The 15,811-nt window shown below is 62.2% G+C and carries 13 protein-coding genes; 11 read left to right on the top strand and 2 right to left on the bottom strand.

Annotated features, from left to right (window positions below; all coding sequences use genetic code 11):
* The first annotated feature begins 458 nt into the window (after positions 1–458).
* The 6 genes from ASN89_RS04285 to ASN89_RS04260 all read left to right on the top strand — a co-directional run bounded on the left by ASN89_RS04285 (position 459) and on the right by ASN89_RS04260 (position 8,352).
* Positions 459–1,511, top strand: a complete 1,053-nt coding sequence (locus ASN89_RS04285) for a glycosyltransferase family 4 protein (RefSeq protein WP_046682609.1) — start codon at positions 459–461, stop codon at positions 1,509–1,511.
* Positions 1,508–3,490: a heparinase II/III domain-containing protein gene (locus ASN89_RS04280; RefSeq protein WP_058048392.1), complete on the top strand. Its 1,983-nt coding sequence runs from the start codon at positions 1,508–1,510 to the stop codon at positions 3,488–3,490. The genes ASN89_RS04285 and ASN89_RS04280 overlap by 4 nt, the downstream gene beginning before the upstream one ends.
* A gap of 26 nt (positions 3,491–3,516) precedes the next feature.
* Positions 3,517–4,626, top strand: coding sequence for a non-hydrolyzing UDP-N-acetylglucosamine 2-epimerase (gene wecB / locus ASN89_RS04275; protein WP_046682696.1), 1,110 nt, complete (start codon positions 3,517–3,519; stop codon positions 4,624–4,626).
* Positions 4,623–5,360, top strand: coding sequence for a WecB/TagA/CpsF family glycosyltransferase (locus ASN89_RS04270; protein ID WP_046682608.1), 738 nt, complete (start codon positions 4,623–4,625; stop codon positions 5,358–5,360). Before wecB ends, ASN89_RS04270 begins: the two co-directional genes overlap by 4 nt.
* Positions 5,361–5,409: 49 nt before the next feature.
* Positions 5,410–6,690, top strand: a complete 1,281-nt coding sequence (locus tag ASN89_RS04265) for a nucleotide sugar dehydrogenase (protein ID WP_046682607.1) — start codon at positions 5,410–5,412, stop codon at positions 6,688–6,690.
* A 231-nt stretch (positions 6,691–6,921) separates the two neighbouring features.
* Entirely contained in the window at positions 6,922–8,352 is a 1,431-nt protein-coding gene (locus tag ASN89_RS04260) for a mannose-1-phosphate guanylyltransferase/mannose-6-phosphate isomerase (protein ID WP_046682606.1), read from the top strand.
* Here ASN89_RS04260 and ASN89_RS04255 read toward each other — a convergent pair.
* On the bottom strand, positions 8,340–8,945 hold the full coding sequence (locus ASN89_RS04255) for a serine acetyltransferase (RefSeq protein ID WP_046682605.1): 606 nt from the start codon (positions 8,943–8,945) through the stop codon (positions 8,340–8,342). The genes ASN89_RS04260 and ASN89_RS04255 overlap by 13 nt on opposite strands.
* Positions 8,946–9,189: 244 nt before the next feature.
* Here ASN89_RS04255 and ASN89_RS04250 point away from each other — a divergent pair, with 244 nt between their 5' ends.
* The 3 genes from ASN89_RS04250 (at position 9,190) to ASN89_RS04240 (ending at position 11,563) form a co-directional block, all read left to right on the top strand.
* A complete protein-coding gene (locus ASN89_RS04250; protein WP_046682604.1) occupies positions 9,190–9,744 on the top strand; it encodes an FxDxF family PEP-CTERM protein in 555 nt (184 codons plus the stop codon).
* Positions 9,745–9,822: 78 nt separating this feature from the next.
* Positions 9,823–10,401: an FxDxF family PEP-CTERM protein gene (locus ASN89_RS04245; RefSeq protein WP_082654388.1), complete on the top strand. Its 579-nt coding sequence runs from the start codon at positions 9,823–9,825 to the stop codon at positions 10,399–10,401.
* An 88-nt stretch (positions 10,402–10,489) separates the two neighbouring features.
* The gene (locus ASN89_RS04240) at positions 10,490–11,563 is read left to right on the top strand and encodes a TIGR03790 family protein (protein WP_321166314.1); all 1,074 of its coding nucleotides are present in this window, start codon (positions 10,490–10,492) and stop codon (positions 11,561–11,563) included.
* Between the two features lie 35 nt (positions 11,564–11,598).
* Here ASN89_RS04240 and ASN89_RS29255 read toward each other — a convergent pair whose 3' ends face one another.
* The gene (locus ASN89_RS29255) at positions 11,599–12,342 is read right to left on the bottom strand and encodes a PEP-CTERM sorting domain-containing protein (RefSeq protein ID WP_082127579.1); all 744 of its coding nucleotides are present in this window, start codon (positions 12,340–12,342) and stop codon (positions 11,599–11,601) included.
* On the opposite strand from ASN89_RS29255, the gene ASN89_RS04230 reads away from it, so the two are divergent.
* Both ASN89_RS04230 and ASN89_RS04225 read left to right on the top strand, forming a co-directional pair.
* Positions 12,317–12,628, top strand: coding sequence for a hypothetical protein (locus ASN89_RS04230; protein WP_046682601.1), 312 nt, complete (start codon positions 12,317–12,319; stop codon positions 12,626–12,628). The genes ASN89_RS29255 and ASN89_RS04230 overlap by 26 nt on opposite strands.
* Before the next feature lie 182 nt (positions 12,629–12,810).
* A complete protein-coding gene (locus ASN89_RS04225; RefSeq protein ID WP_058048390.1) occupies positions 12,811–15,804 on the top strand; it encodes an ExeM/NucH family extracellular endonuclease in 2,994 nt (997 codons plus the stop codon).
* Positions 15,805–15,811 lie beyond the last annotated feature (7 nt).

Raw genomic sequence — 15,811 nt, 5'->3', positions numbered from 1 at the left:
AAGCTCGGTGCGCGATTGGTTTAGACGTTGCAGGCAATGGTTGAGCAAGTTATGGGCGCGTTTTTTTGCCGATCCCCTGACACTCTCATGAGATGACCCGACCTCTCCGCACATCGCTGGCGGAGAGGTTTTTTTTTGCTGCGGCAGTCGATGCATGCTGGCAAGCCGATGTTGAGAGAAAACGACAAATTTCCATGCGTCATGATTTATCCTGAGGACACGTATTTTAGATACGTGCAGACAAGAAAAAGACCGTGCTGTGGTTGACAATTGTGGTAATGAATGCAATGATTGTGTTGTTTTAACATTATTTTTTTGTTAGTCGTATTGCGTGCGCACAAAGTGTTTTTTGCAATGTCTTAATGAATCTGATCTGGGAGATCGTAGATGAGCGAGTTACTGGCCATGGTGGGTAGGCGTGGGGCGGCGGCGTGATTGACGAAAGGCCGCAGGCATTGATGCTGGGCACCGCGCCGGAAGGCAAGGGGGGCGTGGCGGCAGTCGTTTGCGTCCTGCAGCGCGAGGGTTTCCTGGATGAGCATGCGGTGCGCTATGTCGTGACACATGCCGAAGTGCCTGCAATGGGCAAGCTTGCCCTTGCCTTCAGCGCGTTGCGCCAGTTGCTCGCGGTGCGCCTGACCGGGGTGAAGCCGCTCGTGCATGCACATTGTTCCTCGCGCGCCAGTTTCTACCGCAAGTCCGTTCTGCTGGCGCTGGCCCGCGGCATGGGGTGCAAAACCATCTTTCACCTGCATGGCGGCGAGTTTCGCCAGTTCACCATGGATGAAGTGAGCGCTGTGGGCCGCTGGTGGATCCGCCACACCCTGGAAAAAAGCTCGGCCGTGATCGGCCTGTCGCCCTCCTGGGCCGAGTTTCTGCAGACGTTCGCGCCGCGCGCAGCCGTGCTGGTCGTGGCCAATTCGGTCAAGTTGGCCAGCTTGCCACCCGTTCTGCCGGAAGAGGATGGGCGCCTGTTGTTCCTCGGCCGCGTGGAAAAGAAAAAAGGGGTCTTTGAACTGATCGAAGCAGTGGCCAGCCTGAGTGGGCAATTCCCCCGCCTGCGCCTGGTCCTGGGCGGAGAGGGCGCACTGGCCGAGGCGCGTGCGCGTGCCGCCGAACTGGGCATTGCCGACCGGCTTGAATTGCTCGGATGGATAGATCCAGACCAGAAAGCCGCGGAAATGGAGCGCGCCAGTATCTTCGTGCTGCCTTCTTATCATGAAGGCTTGCCCATGGCCATGCTGGAGGCCATGGCGGCCCGCAAGGCGGTGGTGGTGACGGCCGTTGGGGGCATTCCCGAGGCGGTGCAGGATGGCGTCAATGGTTTGCTGGTCGAGCCGGAGAATGTCGCGAGCCTGGCTGGCGCATTGCAGCGATTACTGGCCGACAGCTCGCTGCGCGTGCGTCTGGCGGCGGCGGGGCGTGTCACGATCGAGCAGCGTTTCGATACCGAACTGATGCTCGACAAGCTGGCGACCCTGTACGCAAGCCTCGATGGAGCGGCACGATGAGTGTGGCGCCGAGCGTCGCGCGCGCGCGCACCAGCCGCCTGGGCTGGTTATGGAACCGGCTGCGCTGCATGCCGCCTGGCGAGCCATGGTATCGCCTGCGTCAAGTGGGGCAGTCCCGGCTGTTGCGCCACGGCTTGCTGAGCACTGCCGTCCCGACACAACTGGCGCAAGCCGGCGCCGCCTTGCCGTATGCGGCACCGCGGCTGGCGGATGCGGCACCGTATCTGCGAGAAGCCGATGCGATCATGGCGGGCGAAGTCTTGCTCTTTGCCACGGCGCATTTCCAGGTGGGCGCATCGCCGCGCTGGAATACCGATCCCCTGACGGGCGTGGCGGGTCCAGCCAGTTTCAGTCTTGCTCTCGACATTACCGACCGTACCAGCGTGGGCGACATCAAGCACGTGTGGGAGCTGAACCGCCATCTGCATCTGGTGCGGCTGGCGCAGGCCTGGGCCCTGAGCGGCGACGCGCGCTACCGCGATGCGCTGGCCGGGCAGCTGGACTCGTGGCTGGAACAGTGCCCGCCATTGACGGGGCCGAACTGGACCAGCTCGCTGGAACTGGGTATCCGCCTGATTAACTGGAGCCTGATCTGGCACATCATGGGGGGCGCCAACGGCCCGCTGTTCGCCGGGGATGCCGGGGCACGGCGTCGATCGCGCTGGTTGGACAGCATTTTTTCCCATTGCCAGTTTATCCAGCGCCACCTGTCGCGCCATTCGTCGGCAAACAATCACCTGATCGGTGAATTGGCCGGCCTGTATGTCGCGGCGCGGACCTGGCCATGCTGGCGACACAGTGCGGCCTGGCGCGATCAGGCTGCGCGCGAACTGGAGCAGCAAGCCCGGTTGCAGCATTCAGCCGATGGCGTCAACCGCGAGCAGGCATTTGCCTATCAGGTATTCGCCGCCGAATTCCTGCTGTTGGCGGGGTTGAGCGCTGCGCATGCGAAAATGCCGTTCAGCGACGGCTACTGGCGCATACTGCAGCGCGCCATGCATTTCCTGCGTGCCGTGCGCGATGTCGGCGGCCATGTGCCGATGGTGGGCGACGCCGATGACGGCATCGTCTTTCGGCTGGAACCCGGCATGGCGGGCGACCGGCCGGCGATGCTGCTGGACCTGGCCGATGCGCTGTGGGGCGGGCTGGCGCCGTCGCAGTACGGGGCGACGACGCAATGGTTGCTTGGCGGCATGGAGCTGCCAGCCATACCTGCAGCCGATGGACAGGCCAGCGACTGGAATTTCGCCGATGGAGGCTACCTGCTGTTCGGTAACGATTTCGGCCAGCCCACGGAAATCAAGGGCATGCTCGACTGCGGCCCGCTCGGCTACCTTGGCATCGCGGCGCATGGGCACGCCGATGCGCTGGCGCTGACCCTGTCGGTTGCCGGCGAGGAGTGCCTGGTCGATCCCGGCACCTACTCGTATTGGCAGGAACTGAAATGGCGTGATTATTTCCGCGGCACGTCTGCGCACAATACCTTGCGCGTCGACGGCGTGGACCAGTCGGTCAGCGGCGGACGCTTCATGTGGCTGCGCAAGGCGGCGAGCAGCGTGCTGCAGATGCCGCAAGATCCCGCGCAGTTCGTCTTTCGCGGTGCGCACGACGGCTATCTGCGCCTGGCCGACCCCGTGCGCCACGTGCGCAGCGTGCAATTTGATGCGGCAACGCGGCGACTGGCCGTGCAAGACCGCGCCGAGGCACGCGAGGCGCACCGCCTGGAACAGTTCTGGCATTTTGCGCCCGGCCTGTCGGTGGCAGTGGAGGGAGAGGTGCTGGTGGTGTGCGGCGCACGTTTCCGTCTGGAAGGCCGGTTTGCCGGCACCCAGCTGCGTTTGCACCTGTCCAGCGCCAGCGAGCAACCGCCGCTGGGCTGGTATTCGCGCCACTACGAAGTCAAAGTTGCCTGTACGACCTTGTGCGTCACTGCCGATGGCGGTGACATCGCGGCAGAATTTACGATGGCATTATTTTAGACCTTTTAACGTTGAAAGAACATTCGATGCCCACCCTCTACCTGGTTGCCGGAGCGCGTCCCAACTTCATGAAAATCGCGCCGATCGTGCGTGCCTTGCAAGCCCATGGCGGGCTTGGATTCAAGATCATTCACACCGGCCAGCACTATGACCGCGAAATGAACGACGTCTTTTTCGAAGAGCTGGGCATCCCCCAGCCCGACGTCTTCATGGGCGCCGGCGGCGGCAGCCATGCGCAGCAGACGGCCAAGATCATGCTGGCCTTCGAAGAGCTGTGCCAGGCCGAGCGTCCCGACGCCGTGCTGGTGGTCGGCGACGTGAATTCCACGCTGGCCTGTTCCATCGTCGCCAAGAAACTCAATATTCCCGTTGCCCATGTCGAGGCCGGCTTGCGCAGCGGCGACATGACCATGCCGGAAGAGATCAACCGCCTCGTCACCGACAGCATCAGCGACTGGTTTTTCGTCACGGAGCCCAGCGCGCTGGAACACCTGCGGCGCGAAGGCAAGCCTGAAGCGGCCGTGCACTACGTGGGACATGTGATGGTGGACAACGTGCTGTATCAGGCAGACAAGCTCGGCGCCGGCGTCGTCACCGAAGGCGAGGCGGCACTTTTCAAGGCGGCCCATGCGGGCGCCGGACAGCGCTACGGCGTGGTCACCCTGCACCGGCCCAGCAACGTGGATAACGCTGACATGATGCAATCGATCGGCGGCGCGTTGCGCACGATCGCACAGGATTTACCGCTGATTTTCCCCGTGCATCCGCGCACGCGCGCCAACCTGGACAAGTTCGGCATCGACCTGGGACCGAACGTGACCCTGGTGGGGCCGCAGGGATACATGGCCTTCCTGAACCTGTGGAAGGATGCCTGCATGGTGCTGACCGACAGCGGCGGCTTGCAGGAGGAAACCACGGCGCTGGGCGTGCCTTGCCTGACGATCCGCGAAAACACCGAGCGTCCCGTCACCGTCGACGAGGGCAGCAATGTACTGGTGGGAACAGATCCGCAGCGTATCGTCTCCGAGGCCGGCAAAATACTGCGTGGCGAAGGCAAGCGCGGGCAGCGTCCGCACCTGTGGGATGGCAAGGCTGCCGAACGCATCGTGGCCGTGCTGGCCGCACAGCTGTCATGAGCGCCCGTATCACGATGATGGGCTGTCAGATTGATAATCTGACGATGGAAGAAACCCTGCAAAAAGTCGAGGGGTTCATCCAGTCCGGCCATCCCCATCAGCATGTGGTGGTCAATGTGGACAAGCTGGTCAAGGCGGAGCGCGATGCCGAATTGCGGCGCATCATCAATGACTGTGCACTGATCAATGCCGATGGCATGCCGGTGGTGTGGGCGTCGCGCCTGCTGGGCAAGCCGCTCAAGGAGCGCGTCGCGGGCGTCGATTTGTTCGAGGCGCTGATGCGCCGCAGCGCCGACAAGCAATGGCGCGTGTATCTGCTGGGCGCGCGCGAGGAGGTCGTCAGCGAGGTCAAGCGTTTGTACGAGCTGAAGTACCCGGGATTGACCGTGGCCGGCTACCGCAATGGCTACTGGAGTGCGGAAGAGGAGCCTGGCGTCGTTGCACAGATCACGGAAGCGCGCGCCGACCTGCTGTTTGTCGCCATCAGTTCCCCCAAGAAGGAACATTTCCTGGGGCAGTACCAGGGACAGATGAAAATCCCGTTCGCCATGGGCGTGGGCGGCACCTTCGACGTCGCCGTCGGCCGCGTGAAGCGTGCGCCCGTGTGGATGCAGAAATCGGGACTGGAATGGTTTTATCGTTTTTTACAGGAACCGCGCCGCATGTTCCGGCGCTACTTTATCGAGGACATGGGCTTTATCCGCCTGTTCTTCAAGGAAGCGCTGCGCCGCTAGGCGTCATCGCCGAATACCGGTTTCCACCTTTTAGATTGAAAGTATTGTTATGACTACTATTGCCGTGATTGGCCTCGGTTATGTCGGTTTGCCTCTCGTCGCCGAATTCGGCAAGCAGGGGCGCACCATCGGTTTCGATATTGTGCAAAGCAAGGTCGACAGCTGCCTGCGGGGCGTTGATCCGTCGCGCGAGCTCAGCGACGAGCAGATGGCGGCCGCCGTGCATGCCGAATACTCGTCCGACCCCGCCATTCTGGCGCAGGCCGACATCATCATCGTCGCCGTGCCGACGCCCGTCGACGTGGCCCACAGCCCCGACTTCGGCCCCCTGATCGGCGCCAGCAAGAGCGTCGGCCAGCACATGAAGAAGGGGGCCATCGTCGTCTACGAGTCGACCGTGTACCCGGGCGCGACCGAGGAAATCTGCATTCCCGTACTGGAACAGGCGTCGGGCAAGCAGTGGAAGCGCGACTTCTTCGTCGGCTATTCTCCGGAGCGCATCAACCCGGGCGACCGCAAGCACATGCTGACGAACGTGGTGAAAGTGGTCTCGGGCGACACGCCGCAAACGCTGGAAACGGTGGCGGCCATGTACGAGTCCATCGTCGAGCCGGGTGTGCACCGTTGCTCCAGCATCAAGGCGGCCGAAGCGTGCAAGGTGATTGAAAATACCCAGCGCGACTTGAATATTGCACTGATGAACGAACTGGCCATCATCTTCGACAAGATCGGCATCGATACGTCCGAAGTCCTGACGGCGGCAGGCACCAAGTGGAACTTCCTGAAGTTCAGCCCCGGCCTGGTGGGCGGGCATTGCATCGGCGTCGATCCGTATTACCTCACGCACAAGGCCGAGACGCTGGGCTACCATCCCCAGGTGATCCTGGCCGGCCGGCGCATCAATGACGGCATGGGCAAGTACATCGCCGAGCAGACCATCAAGAACATGATTGCCGCCGGCAGCTATATCAAGGGCGCGCGCGTGAATGTGCTGGGACTGACGTTCAAGGAAGATTGCGCCGACCTGCGCAATTCCAAGGTGGGCGACGTCATTAACGAACTCAAGACGTATGGCGTGGAAGTGTTCGTGCACGATCCGTATGCGGATGCGGAAGAAGCCATGCACGAGTATGGCGTGCGCCTGTTTGCATGGGATGAGTTGCCGCGCGCCGATGCCATCGTTGCCGCTGTCTCGCACCGCGCGCTGACGTCGCTGCCAGTGGAAGACTTCCAGCAAAAACTGATCAAGGGCGGCTGCTTCATCGATGTGAAGGCGTGTTTTGACGAAGCGGCTTTGCGCGCCGTGGGCGTCAAGGTCTGGCGCCTGTAAGAGGCGCTGGGCAGGACGGCGGGGCATGCGGCCCCGCTTGCTCCCTCTACGTGCATCTCTTTTGCACTGTATCAATTTCCTCCCTCCCGTTCTTGCGTACACTGGGCATGGCCATCTTCCTGGGGCCCGACGGCGCCTTATCAAGCCGTCCTTCAGACAGGCTGCGGCGCCGCGGCCCGTGTGTCAGCACGCCCATGGAAGCGTGCGCCATTCAGCCGACGGGAGCCCGACATGAAAATCTACCCTGTGATCCTGTCGGGAGGCGCCGGTAGCCGCCTGTGGCCCTTGTCGCGCCAGGCCTTGCCCAAGCAATTGTTGCCGCTCCTTTCGCAGCAGACCCTGCTGCAGGAAGCCGTACTGCGCGTGCGCGAACTGGGCCAGCCCGCGCTCGAGGCCATGCCGCCGCTGCTGGTGTGCGGCAATGAACACCGTTTCATGGTGGCGGAGCAACTGCGCCAGATCGAAGTACCGCCGCTGGCCATCGTCCTGGAGCCGCTGGGACGCAATACGGCGCCGGCAGTGGCGGTGGCCGCGCAATATCTGCTGGCGCTCGATGCCGAGGCGGTCATGCTGGTCTTGCCTGCCGACCACTGCATCGCCGACGTGCCGGCGTTTCATCGGGTGGTCGGGCAAGCGGCTGCGCTGGCCGAAGCCGGCGAGCTTGCCACCTTTGGCATCGTCCCTACCGCTGCGGAAACCGCTTACGGCTATATCCTTTCCGGCGCATTGCTGGCCGGTTCGCCGCAGGGCCGCGAAGTCGAGCGTTTCGTGGAAAAACCGGACCAGGCGACGGCGCGGGGTTTTCTTGCCGATGGACGTTATCTGTGGAATAGCGGCATGTTCATGTTCCGCGCCGCAAGCTACCTGCGCGAGTTGCTGCAATTCGAACCGGCCATGCACGCGGCGTGCGCCGCCGCAGTGGCGGGCGGCTGCCGCGACCTCGATTTTTTTCGCCTGGCCGCGGACGCTTTTTCATCCTGCCGCAGCGTCTCGATCGACCACGCCGTGATGGAGCACACGCGCCGCGCCGCGGTGCTTCCTGCCGCCATGGGCTGGAGCGATATCGGCTCCTGGTCCGGCTTGTGGGACGTGCTGCCAGGGGATGAGCAGGGCAATGTCGTGCGCGGCGATGTCTATCTCGACGGCGCCCGCAACTGCATGATACGGGCCGAAAGCCGCATCGTGGCCGTGCTGGGCGCGCAGGACCTGGTGATCGTGGAAACGGACGATGCCGTCCTGGTGGCGCGGCGCGACCAGGTGCAGCGCGTGCGGCAAGTGGTCGAGCACCTGGAGCGCCATGGGCGCACCGAACACGTGCAGCATCGGCTCGTGTACCGTCCCTGGGGCAGTTATGAAGGCATCGACGTTGGCGAGCGTTTCCAGGTCAAGCGCATCGTCGTCAATCCAGGTGGGAAACTATCGCTGCAGATGCACCATCACCGTTCCGAGCATTGGGTGGTCGTGCGCGGCACGGCGCGCGTGACATGCGGCGAGACGGTGCGCCTGCTGACAGAAAACGAATCGACCTATATTCCGCTCGGCATGATCCACAGGCTGGAAAATCCTGGCAAGCTGCCGCTGCACCTGATCGAGGTGCAGACGGGCGCTTACTTGGGAGAGGACGATATCGTGCGCCATGCGGATGCGTATCAGCGCGCCTGAGATGCCGGCGTATCGAGCGGCGCGGCATTCATGACGTCGGGAACGCAGTCGCTGGCGATGATCTTGCCGGGATTGCCCGCGACGATGGAGGCGGGCGGCACGTCTGCCACGACCACGGTGCCGCCGGCGACGCGGCTGCCCTGGCCGATGATGATCGCGCCGGTAATGATGGCATGGGGGCCGACCCAGACGCCGTCCTCCAATGTCGGATAGGCGCTGCTGCGCTGGTCCGGGGCGGTGATGCGGTCGCGCCGGCCCAAGGTCGCGCCGTGCAGCAGGGTGACATTGCTGCCGATGACGGCGCCAGGCGAAATGACGGTGCCCCAGCCATGCGTCAGGGCGAAACCGGGACCAACCCGGGTTTGCCAGGAAAAGTCGATACCCGCGCGGCGGGTGGCGCTGCGATGCAGCAGCTTGCACAACGGTAGCAGATACTTCCAGGGGACGCGGGCGTCGCGCGACGCCTGGCACAGGCGCATGGTGACGATTGCGCGGAAGGGACGGCTGCCGACAGCCCCTTTCAGCGTCAGGCGCCAACCGCTGCGCCCGTATAGCCGGTATGTATCGGCGTGCAATGCCGTCCAAGTGGACATATGACTTCCCTTTCTTCAGATGAATCGTCAATATGATAAAACTTTGCCAATTATAACTGCTGCATGCGCCGGTTCCAGGCGGCGGCGCGAGATAGTTTGCCGCTCCTTTTTTTGATGCTATAAAGAAACTTTTAATTAAAAATTAAATAACTTAAAAAATTACTTTATGCTATTATCCTTGCTGGTTTGATTATATAAATTCATGTGGCCGTATTGCGGCCACAACTTTGCTTGCTGGAGTCGCATGAAGAACAATACCCGCTCTATTCTGGCTGTCCTGGCTTTTGCCGGTTCGGCCCTGCTGTCCCAGGCGGCCACTGCTGCTGTTGACATCAGCTCCCTGCCGAAGGCCGTCAAGCTCGAGAGCGGCGGTTCGCTGACCTTTGGCGACAAGTTCAAGAACAATCACCAGGGCAGCTTTTTCAATGATGTGTTTACGTTTAACGTGACACAGCCCAGCGCGCTCAACGTGGTGCTGACTTCGCAAAGCACCAGCGCCCTGACCGGCTTGAATTTGACTGGCTTTGGTTTGTACAGCAGCGTTGGCGACACCCTGCTTCAGGGCGGTACCCAGGAGCTGAGCGGCGCGACCGACAAATGGAGCCTGTCTTTCGCCAACCTGGCGGCTGGCGCGTATTACATGAAGGTCAGTGGCGATATCGTGTTCAGCACCGGCGCCACGTTCAGCGCCAATGGCAACCTGGTATCGGCCGTGCCCGAGCCTGGAACCTATGCGATGCTGCTTGCCGGCCTGGGCTTGCTGGGATTTATCGCCCGCCGCCGTCAGAAATCTGCCTGAACACGACTCGCTGTCGTGACGCTATAGTCCCTTTCCCGCGGCTCGCTCGCGTTGACCGCCGTTATTTTGGTGAAAAGTATGCATAAAATATTGAAATCCCTGTTCCTGACCGCCGTGTTGTCCGCCGCCAGCGTGGGCGCCCATGCCGCGCCTGTTGACCTGAGCCATGCGCCGATCGACCTGACGCAGGACCTGATCGACTATTCCAGCAGCGAACTGTCTGGTTCCTTTCGCCTGGGCGCCGGCCAGCTTGCTGGCGCCGGGAATAATTTTTTCAGCGATAAATTCCTGTTCACTCTGACGGGCATCCATGATTTCAGCGGCCTGGCCACCTCGCTCAAGCCGAGCGCCAATTCCGGCCTGACCCTGACGGGATTTAGCTTGAGCAATGCCAGCGGCGTGGTGCTGCATGGCGCGCTCGATCTGCTCAATTTCACGGCGCAGGACCAGGCCTGGGTGCTCAACAGCGGCAAGGCGCCTTTGCTTGAGGGTACTTACTTCTTGCAGGTCGATGGCTATGTCGCTTCCGCAACTGGCGGCAGCTACAGTGGCAATATCTCGGCCAGTGCCGTGCCGGAAGCGCAAACCTACGCCATGCTGCTTGCAGGCCTGGGACTGATGGGTTTTGTGGCACGCCGCCGTAAATTGCAAGCCTGAGCGTCCTGGCAGCATTGGCAAGGACAAAAACGGAAGCCTAGGCTTCCGTTTTTTTTGCTGCGTTGCGGTGTCATTTCCGGCGCTATAATTGGCCGTCAAGCCCTCGGTCATTCCCATTTATCTTTCTGGCAGCTATCCATTGCATACTCCACTGCGTTTTTTGCCCGTGTTGCTGGCGGCTTTTTCCTCGGTGCCGCTGGCTGGCGCGGCGCCAGGATTGCAGCCTGCGCATCTGGCGATCGTCATCAATGATGCGGAACCGAATAGCGTGGAGGTGGGCGAGTACTACCGTCAGTCGCACGACATTCCGCTGGCAAACGTTGTGCATGTGAATATTCCAAACCGGCCGCGCAAGCTCAGCGCCGAACAGTTTTCCCAGCTCAAGGAGCGCATCGAGACGCAGCTCAAACCCGAGATTCAGGCGGTGCTGATGGTCTGGAGCGCCCCCTATGCGGTCGAGTGCAATTCAATCACCTCCGCATTTACCCTGGGATATGACATGGCGCAGTGCGTCAAGACGTGCGATCCGGGCAAGCCCAGCCCCTATTTCAACAGCGGCGTGGAGCGGCCCATGACCGAGATGGGCATGCGCCTGTCCATGCTGTTGCCGGTCGATTCCGTGGATGATGCCAAGGCCGTCGTCAAGCGGGGCACGGCCAGCGGGTTTGCCGTGCCGGCCGCCGGCGCCTACTATTTGACTACCAGCGACCCGGCGCGCAATAGCCGCGCGGCATTCTTTCCGCCAAGCGGCATGGTGCGTCAGCGCAAGCTGACTATCACGAATGTGCGTGCCAACAGCATTGAACATGTGCAGAACATCATGGTGTACCAGACCGGCGTGGCCAATGTGGCCAAGCTGGACACCCTGCGATTTTTGCCCGGGGCGCTGGCCGATCACCTGACGTCATTCGGCGGTGATTTGCAGGGTACAGGACAGATGAGCAGTCAGCGTTGGCTGGAAGCTGGCGCGACGGCCAGTTACGGTACGGTGAGCGAACCGTGCAACTATTGGCAGAAATTTCCCAATCCTACCGTGCTCCTGCGCCGCTACCTGAATGGCATGACGGCGTTGGAGGCGTATTGGGGGAGTGTGCTGTGGCCGGCGCAGGGCCTGTTTATCGGCGACCCGCTGGCCGCGCCGTACATGGCGTACCGGCGCTGAGCGCTGACCTGGCGGTGCGCCGGGGAGAGGGGGGATTAGCCGGCCTTGACGCTGCGCCTTCTGCGCGCAGCGAATGCCACCAGGCCGAGGCCGGCGATCAGCATGGCATAGGTTTCAGGCTCGGGCACGACGGCGATAGGTGGCGTGGGAACGCTGATGCCGCGATTGCCGCTATCGATCCCGCCTGTCGCGCCGCCACCACCCACGCTGGAGCCGCCAGCCCGCGAGCCGGTGTCACGCGAGGCGGACGTGATCAGCGGTGCGTAAGTGCCGTTGTCACCATGGTAGGCGCGCCCCGGTCCACGGTAGCCAGCCCCACCATCGATCGGCGGGAATTCCTGACTGGTCACGAAATCGCGGGTACCAAATTGATAGCTTCCCGTATCGCGCGCCGGACGAGCCCGCGTGCCGCCCGCCGCATCGCCTGCATCGGCAAATTGATTGCCCAGACGGTGGCCGTCGCTGCCAAATTGTGGGCGTCGCAATTCCTGGTCCGAAGCGCCGCTGCCGAATTCCGGCGACGTGCTGGTGCCGTCATTGATGCGTGCGCCGAAGCCGATGAAGCCATCGACAAGGCTGCAAGCGCTGTACGTGCTATCGAGGTCGGCGTCCTTCGCCTTGCCGACTGCGTTGCTGGCGGCTCCCGTGGCCTGGCAGCGTTTCTCGTCGCCGCTGGCGCGCTGTGCTCCATTTTGAGCTTGCGCCGTGCCAGTCGCCAGCAATAGCAGGCTGCAGGCGAACAAGGAAACGAACTTGAATGGGGTGGTTGGTTTTAACATTACTTACCTCTTGGACATGCATTCTGAACGCGGCGCAATATCGCCAGGCGCTGAGGATGTAATTGATGCGTACGCTAGCTGTGCGACATTGTTTGTGCACGGCAGGATGGCAGATGAAGAGCCGGGCATGGATGGGGCCCGCTCGATCCATTTGTATTGCAAGGTTCTTAAAGTTGCCAATGGCTTATCAAGAACAAAACTTATTTGCCTGAAATATATCATATTTTTCCAGGAAGCGCCTGTTTATCGTTCCATCGTGAATTTTTTGTTGCTTATTGAGTACTAATAAATGTGTCGTCCCGCGGGCCACGGGCGAAGCTTTTACTCCATTCGGCTTAATCAAATGTCATCAAGTCGTCATCCCGGGCGTTTAATATGCAAATAACAAGTCTGAAATACTTTTGTTAATTGTGGCGCGCCGGCCGATCATGTGGGGCCGGCGTCATTTATTTACCGACCGGGATCCTCATGCACACCTCGTTTTCCCCCTTGCGCACGCCGCTGCGCCTGACCGTCATGGCCGCCGTGCTGGCCAGCCTGTCCGTCCCAGCCCTGGCTGCTTCCGATATCGTCATCAGCCAGGTGTATGGCGGTGGCGGCAATACGGGTGCGCTGTACCGCAACGATTTCATCGAAGTCTTCAACCGTGGCGCCAGCCCCGTGAACCTGGGCAACTGGAGCGTGCAATACGCGTCCGCCGCTGGCACGAGCTGGTCCGTGACGGCCTTGCCGGCGATCGATTTGCAACCGGGCCAGTATCTGCTGGTCCAGCAAGCCAAGGGGGCGGGCGGCACGCAGGACTTGCCCACGCCGGACGCCACGGGCAGCCTGGCCATGTCCGGCACGGCGGGCAAGGTGTTGCTGAGCAATAGCAAGACGGCCCAGACGGGCGCCAGCCCTACGGGCGCGGCCATCGTCGATCTCGTCGGTTTTGGTACGGCCAACGGCTTTGAGGGCGCCGTGGCGCCCGCGCCATCGAATACCTTGTCGATTGCGCGCGCGAATGGCGGCTGTGGCGACACGGACGACAATAGCGCGGACTTTGCCACCGGCAGCGTGGCGCCGCGCAATACGGCTTCTCCCTTGAATGTGTGCGGCGGTCCTGTCGTGCACCAGATCGTCACCACTTGCCCTGCCAGCCTGGCCTTGGCCGTTGGCAATGGCGGCAGCGCCGTGCTGCGCGCGTCCGACGTCGATGGCGTCGTGAATGCCGCTATTTTGAGCTCGCCCGCCGTGGCAGGCATCAGCCTGGCCAATTTCAGCGCGGCCGGCGTGGCGGGCGAGAGCGCCAGCGTGAACCTGCTGGTGGCCGCCGGCGTGCCGGTGGGCAATTATCCTGTCATCGTCAATTTCAGCAACGACCAGCAGCAAAGCGCCAGCTGCAAGATCGATGTCGCCGTGCAAGGCCTGGCCGCTGTCAGCCACACGATCCCGCAAATCCAGGGCAGCGGCGCAAGCAGCCCCTACGCCAATTCCGTGCAGACGACGGAAGGCGTGGTGACTCTGAAAGTGGGGACGGGCTTCTTTATCCAGGATGCGGCCGGCGATGGTGATCCATCGACGTCGGACGGCATCTTCGTGTACACGGGCGCGACGGTTACCACCGTGCAGCCTGGCGAACTGGTGCGCGTGACGGGCACGGTGGTCGAATACACGCCATCGGGCGCGAAAAATTCCTACACGGAATTCAAGGACGTGACGGCCATCCTCACGCAAAGCGCGGGCCACAGCATCGTGCCGGCGAACGTGACCTTGCCGAACGAGAACCTGGCCGCCGTGGAAGGCATGCTCGTGCGCTTCACGCAACCGTTGACCGTGTCGCAAAATGCCTATCTGGGCGCGCGCGGCGAACTGAGTCTGTCGGCGGGGCGTCGCGAAGTGCCGACCAACCGCTACCCGGCCGGCTCCGCCGAGGCGCAAGCCTTGATCGCCGCCAATGCGAACAACCTGATCGTGCTCGATGACGGCATTTTTGTTGCATCGCCAACGATACCGTATATCGGCCAGGACAACACCGTGCGCAGCGGCGACACGGTAGCCGACCTGACGGGCGTGGTGGACTTTGGCGCCATCGGCGGTGGCGGTGCCGCCTACAAATTGCAGCCGACACAGACGCCGCAATTCTCGCGTGACAACCCGCGCACGGGCAGCCCGGAACTGCCATCTGGCAACGTCAAGGTGGCCAGCGCCAATGTGCTGAATTTCTTTACCACCTTTACCAATGGCAACAATATCTTTGGCCAGACGGGGCAGGGCTGTACCGTGGGAACCTCGACCACCAAGAGCAATTGCCGCGGCGCCGACAACCTGGCCGAGTTCGTGCGCCAGCGCGACAAGATCGTCGCCGAACTCAAGACCATCGATGCGGACGTGGTGGGCTTGATGGAAATCCAGAACAATGGCGAAACGGCCGTCACTTACCTGGTCGAACAACTGAACGCGGCCATCGGCGGCGTCACGTACGCCGTGGTGCCGAAACCGGCCGCCACGGGCACGGACGCCATCCGCGTGGCCATGATCTACAAGCCAGCCAAGCTGGGCCTCGTGGGCGGCGCCTTGTCGGACGCCAATGCCATCAACAACCGTCCACCGATGGCGCAAACCTTCCGCGCCGACAATGGCGAGAAGTTCTCGCTGATCGTCAATCACCTGAAGTCGAAGGGCAGCTGCCCGTCGAGCGGCCTGGACGCGGACCAGAACGATAGCCAGAGCTGCTGGAACGCCACCCGCGTGCAGCAAGCCCAGCGCCTGATCGGCAGCTTCGTGCCGCAGGTGGCGGCCGCTGCCGGCGACGCGGACGTGCTGGTCATCGGCGACCTCAATTCCTATGGCGCGGAAGACCCGATCCAGGTCATCACGGGCGCCGGCTTCGTCAATGAACTCGAGCGTTTCGTGCGGCCGTCCGGCATGCCGTATTCGTACGTGTTTGGCGGCCAGAGCGGCTACCTCGACCATGCGCTGGCCAGCGCTTCGCTGAGCCCGCAAGTAGCCGGCGTGGCCGAATGGCACGTGAATGCGGACGAGCCGGAAGTGATCGACTACAACATCGACTCGGCCAAGCCGCAAGACTTGTACAACGCCTTGCCTTACCGCGCCTCAGACCACGATCCCGTCGTCATCAGCCTGGACTTGCAGCCCGCCTACCGCGACATCACGGCCGGCGTGGCGCAAGCGAGCTCGGGCCTCACGTACAACCGCGTGACGCAAAAATACACGGGCACGTTCTCGTTCACCAACACAGGCACGAGCGCCTTGAACGGCCCGTTCCAGGTGGTGTTCGGCGGCTTGCCTGCCGGCGTCAGCCTGGCCAATGCCACGGGCAGCCATGCGGGCGCCGCCTACGTCACCGTCAACGCGGCCAGCCTGGCGCCGGGCGCGACGGCTTCGTTCGCCGTCAGTTTCACCAATCCGTCGAAAGTGACGATCAATTATTCCGCCAGCATCTTCGCCGGCAACTTCTAAGGACACC

It is taken from the genome of Janthinobacterium sp. Ant5-2-1, assembly GCF_001445815.1.
GTDB classification, from domain to species: Bacteria; Pseudomonadota; Gammaproteobacteria; order Burkholderiales; family Burkholderiaceae_D; genus Janthinobacterium; species Janthinobacterium lividum_E.
This window is presented reverse-complemented; position numbering and strand designations above follow the sequence as displayed.

What these genes read in the sequence shown, in the direction of transcription:
- ASN89_RS04285 (WP_046682609.1), top strand. Translation starts at nt 459, where the DNA reads ATGCTGGGCACCGCGCCGGAAGGCAAGGGGGGCGTGGCGGCAGTCGTT.
- ASN89_RS04280 (WP_058048392.1), top strand. Translation starts at nt 1,508, where the DNA reads ATGAGTGTGGCGCCGAGCGTCGCGCGCGCGCGCACCAGCCGCCTGGGC.
- wecB (WP_046682696.1), top strand. Translation starts at nt 3,517, where the DNA reads ATGCCCACCCTCTACCTGGTTGCCGGAGCGCGTCCCAACTTCATGAAA.
- ASN89_RS04270 (WP_046682608.1), top strand. Translation starts at nt 4,623, where the DNA reads ATGAGCGCCCGTATCACGATGATGGGCTGTCAGATTGATAATCTGACG.
- ASN89_RS04265 (WP_046682607.1), top strand. Translation starts at nt 5,410, where the DNA reads ATGACTACTATTGCCGTGATTGGCCTCGGTTATGTCGGTTTGCCTCTC.
- ASN89_RS04260 (WP_046682606.1), top strand. Translation starts at nt 6,922, where the DNA reads ATGAAAATCTACCCTGTGATCCTGTCGGGAGGCGCCGGTAGCCGCCTG.
- ASN89_RS04255 (WP_046682605.1), bottom strand. Translation starts at nt 8,945, where the DNA reads ATGTCCACTTGGACGGCATTGCACGCCGATACATACCGGCTATACGGG.
- ASN89_RS04250 (WP_046682604.1), top strand. Translation starts at nt 9,190, where the DNA reads ATGAAGAACAATACCCGCTCTATTCTGGCTGTCCTGGCTTTTGCCGGT.
- ASN89_RS04245 (WP_082654388.1), top strand. Translation starts at nt 9,823, where the DNA reads ATGCATAAAATATTGAAATCCCTGTTCCTGACCGCCGTGTTGTCCGCC.
- ASN89_RS29255 (WP_082127579.1), bottom strand. Translation starts at nt 12,342, where the DNA reads ATGTTAAAACCAACCACCCCATTCAAGTTCGTTTCCTTGTTCGCCTGC.
- ASN89_RS04225 (WP_058048390.1), top strand. Translation starts at nt 12,811, where the DNA reads ATGCACACCTCGTTTTCCCCCTTGCGCACGCCGCTGCGCCTGACCGTC.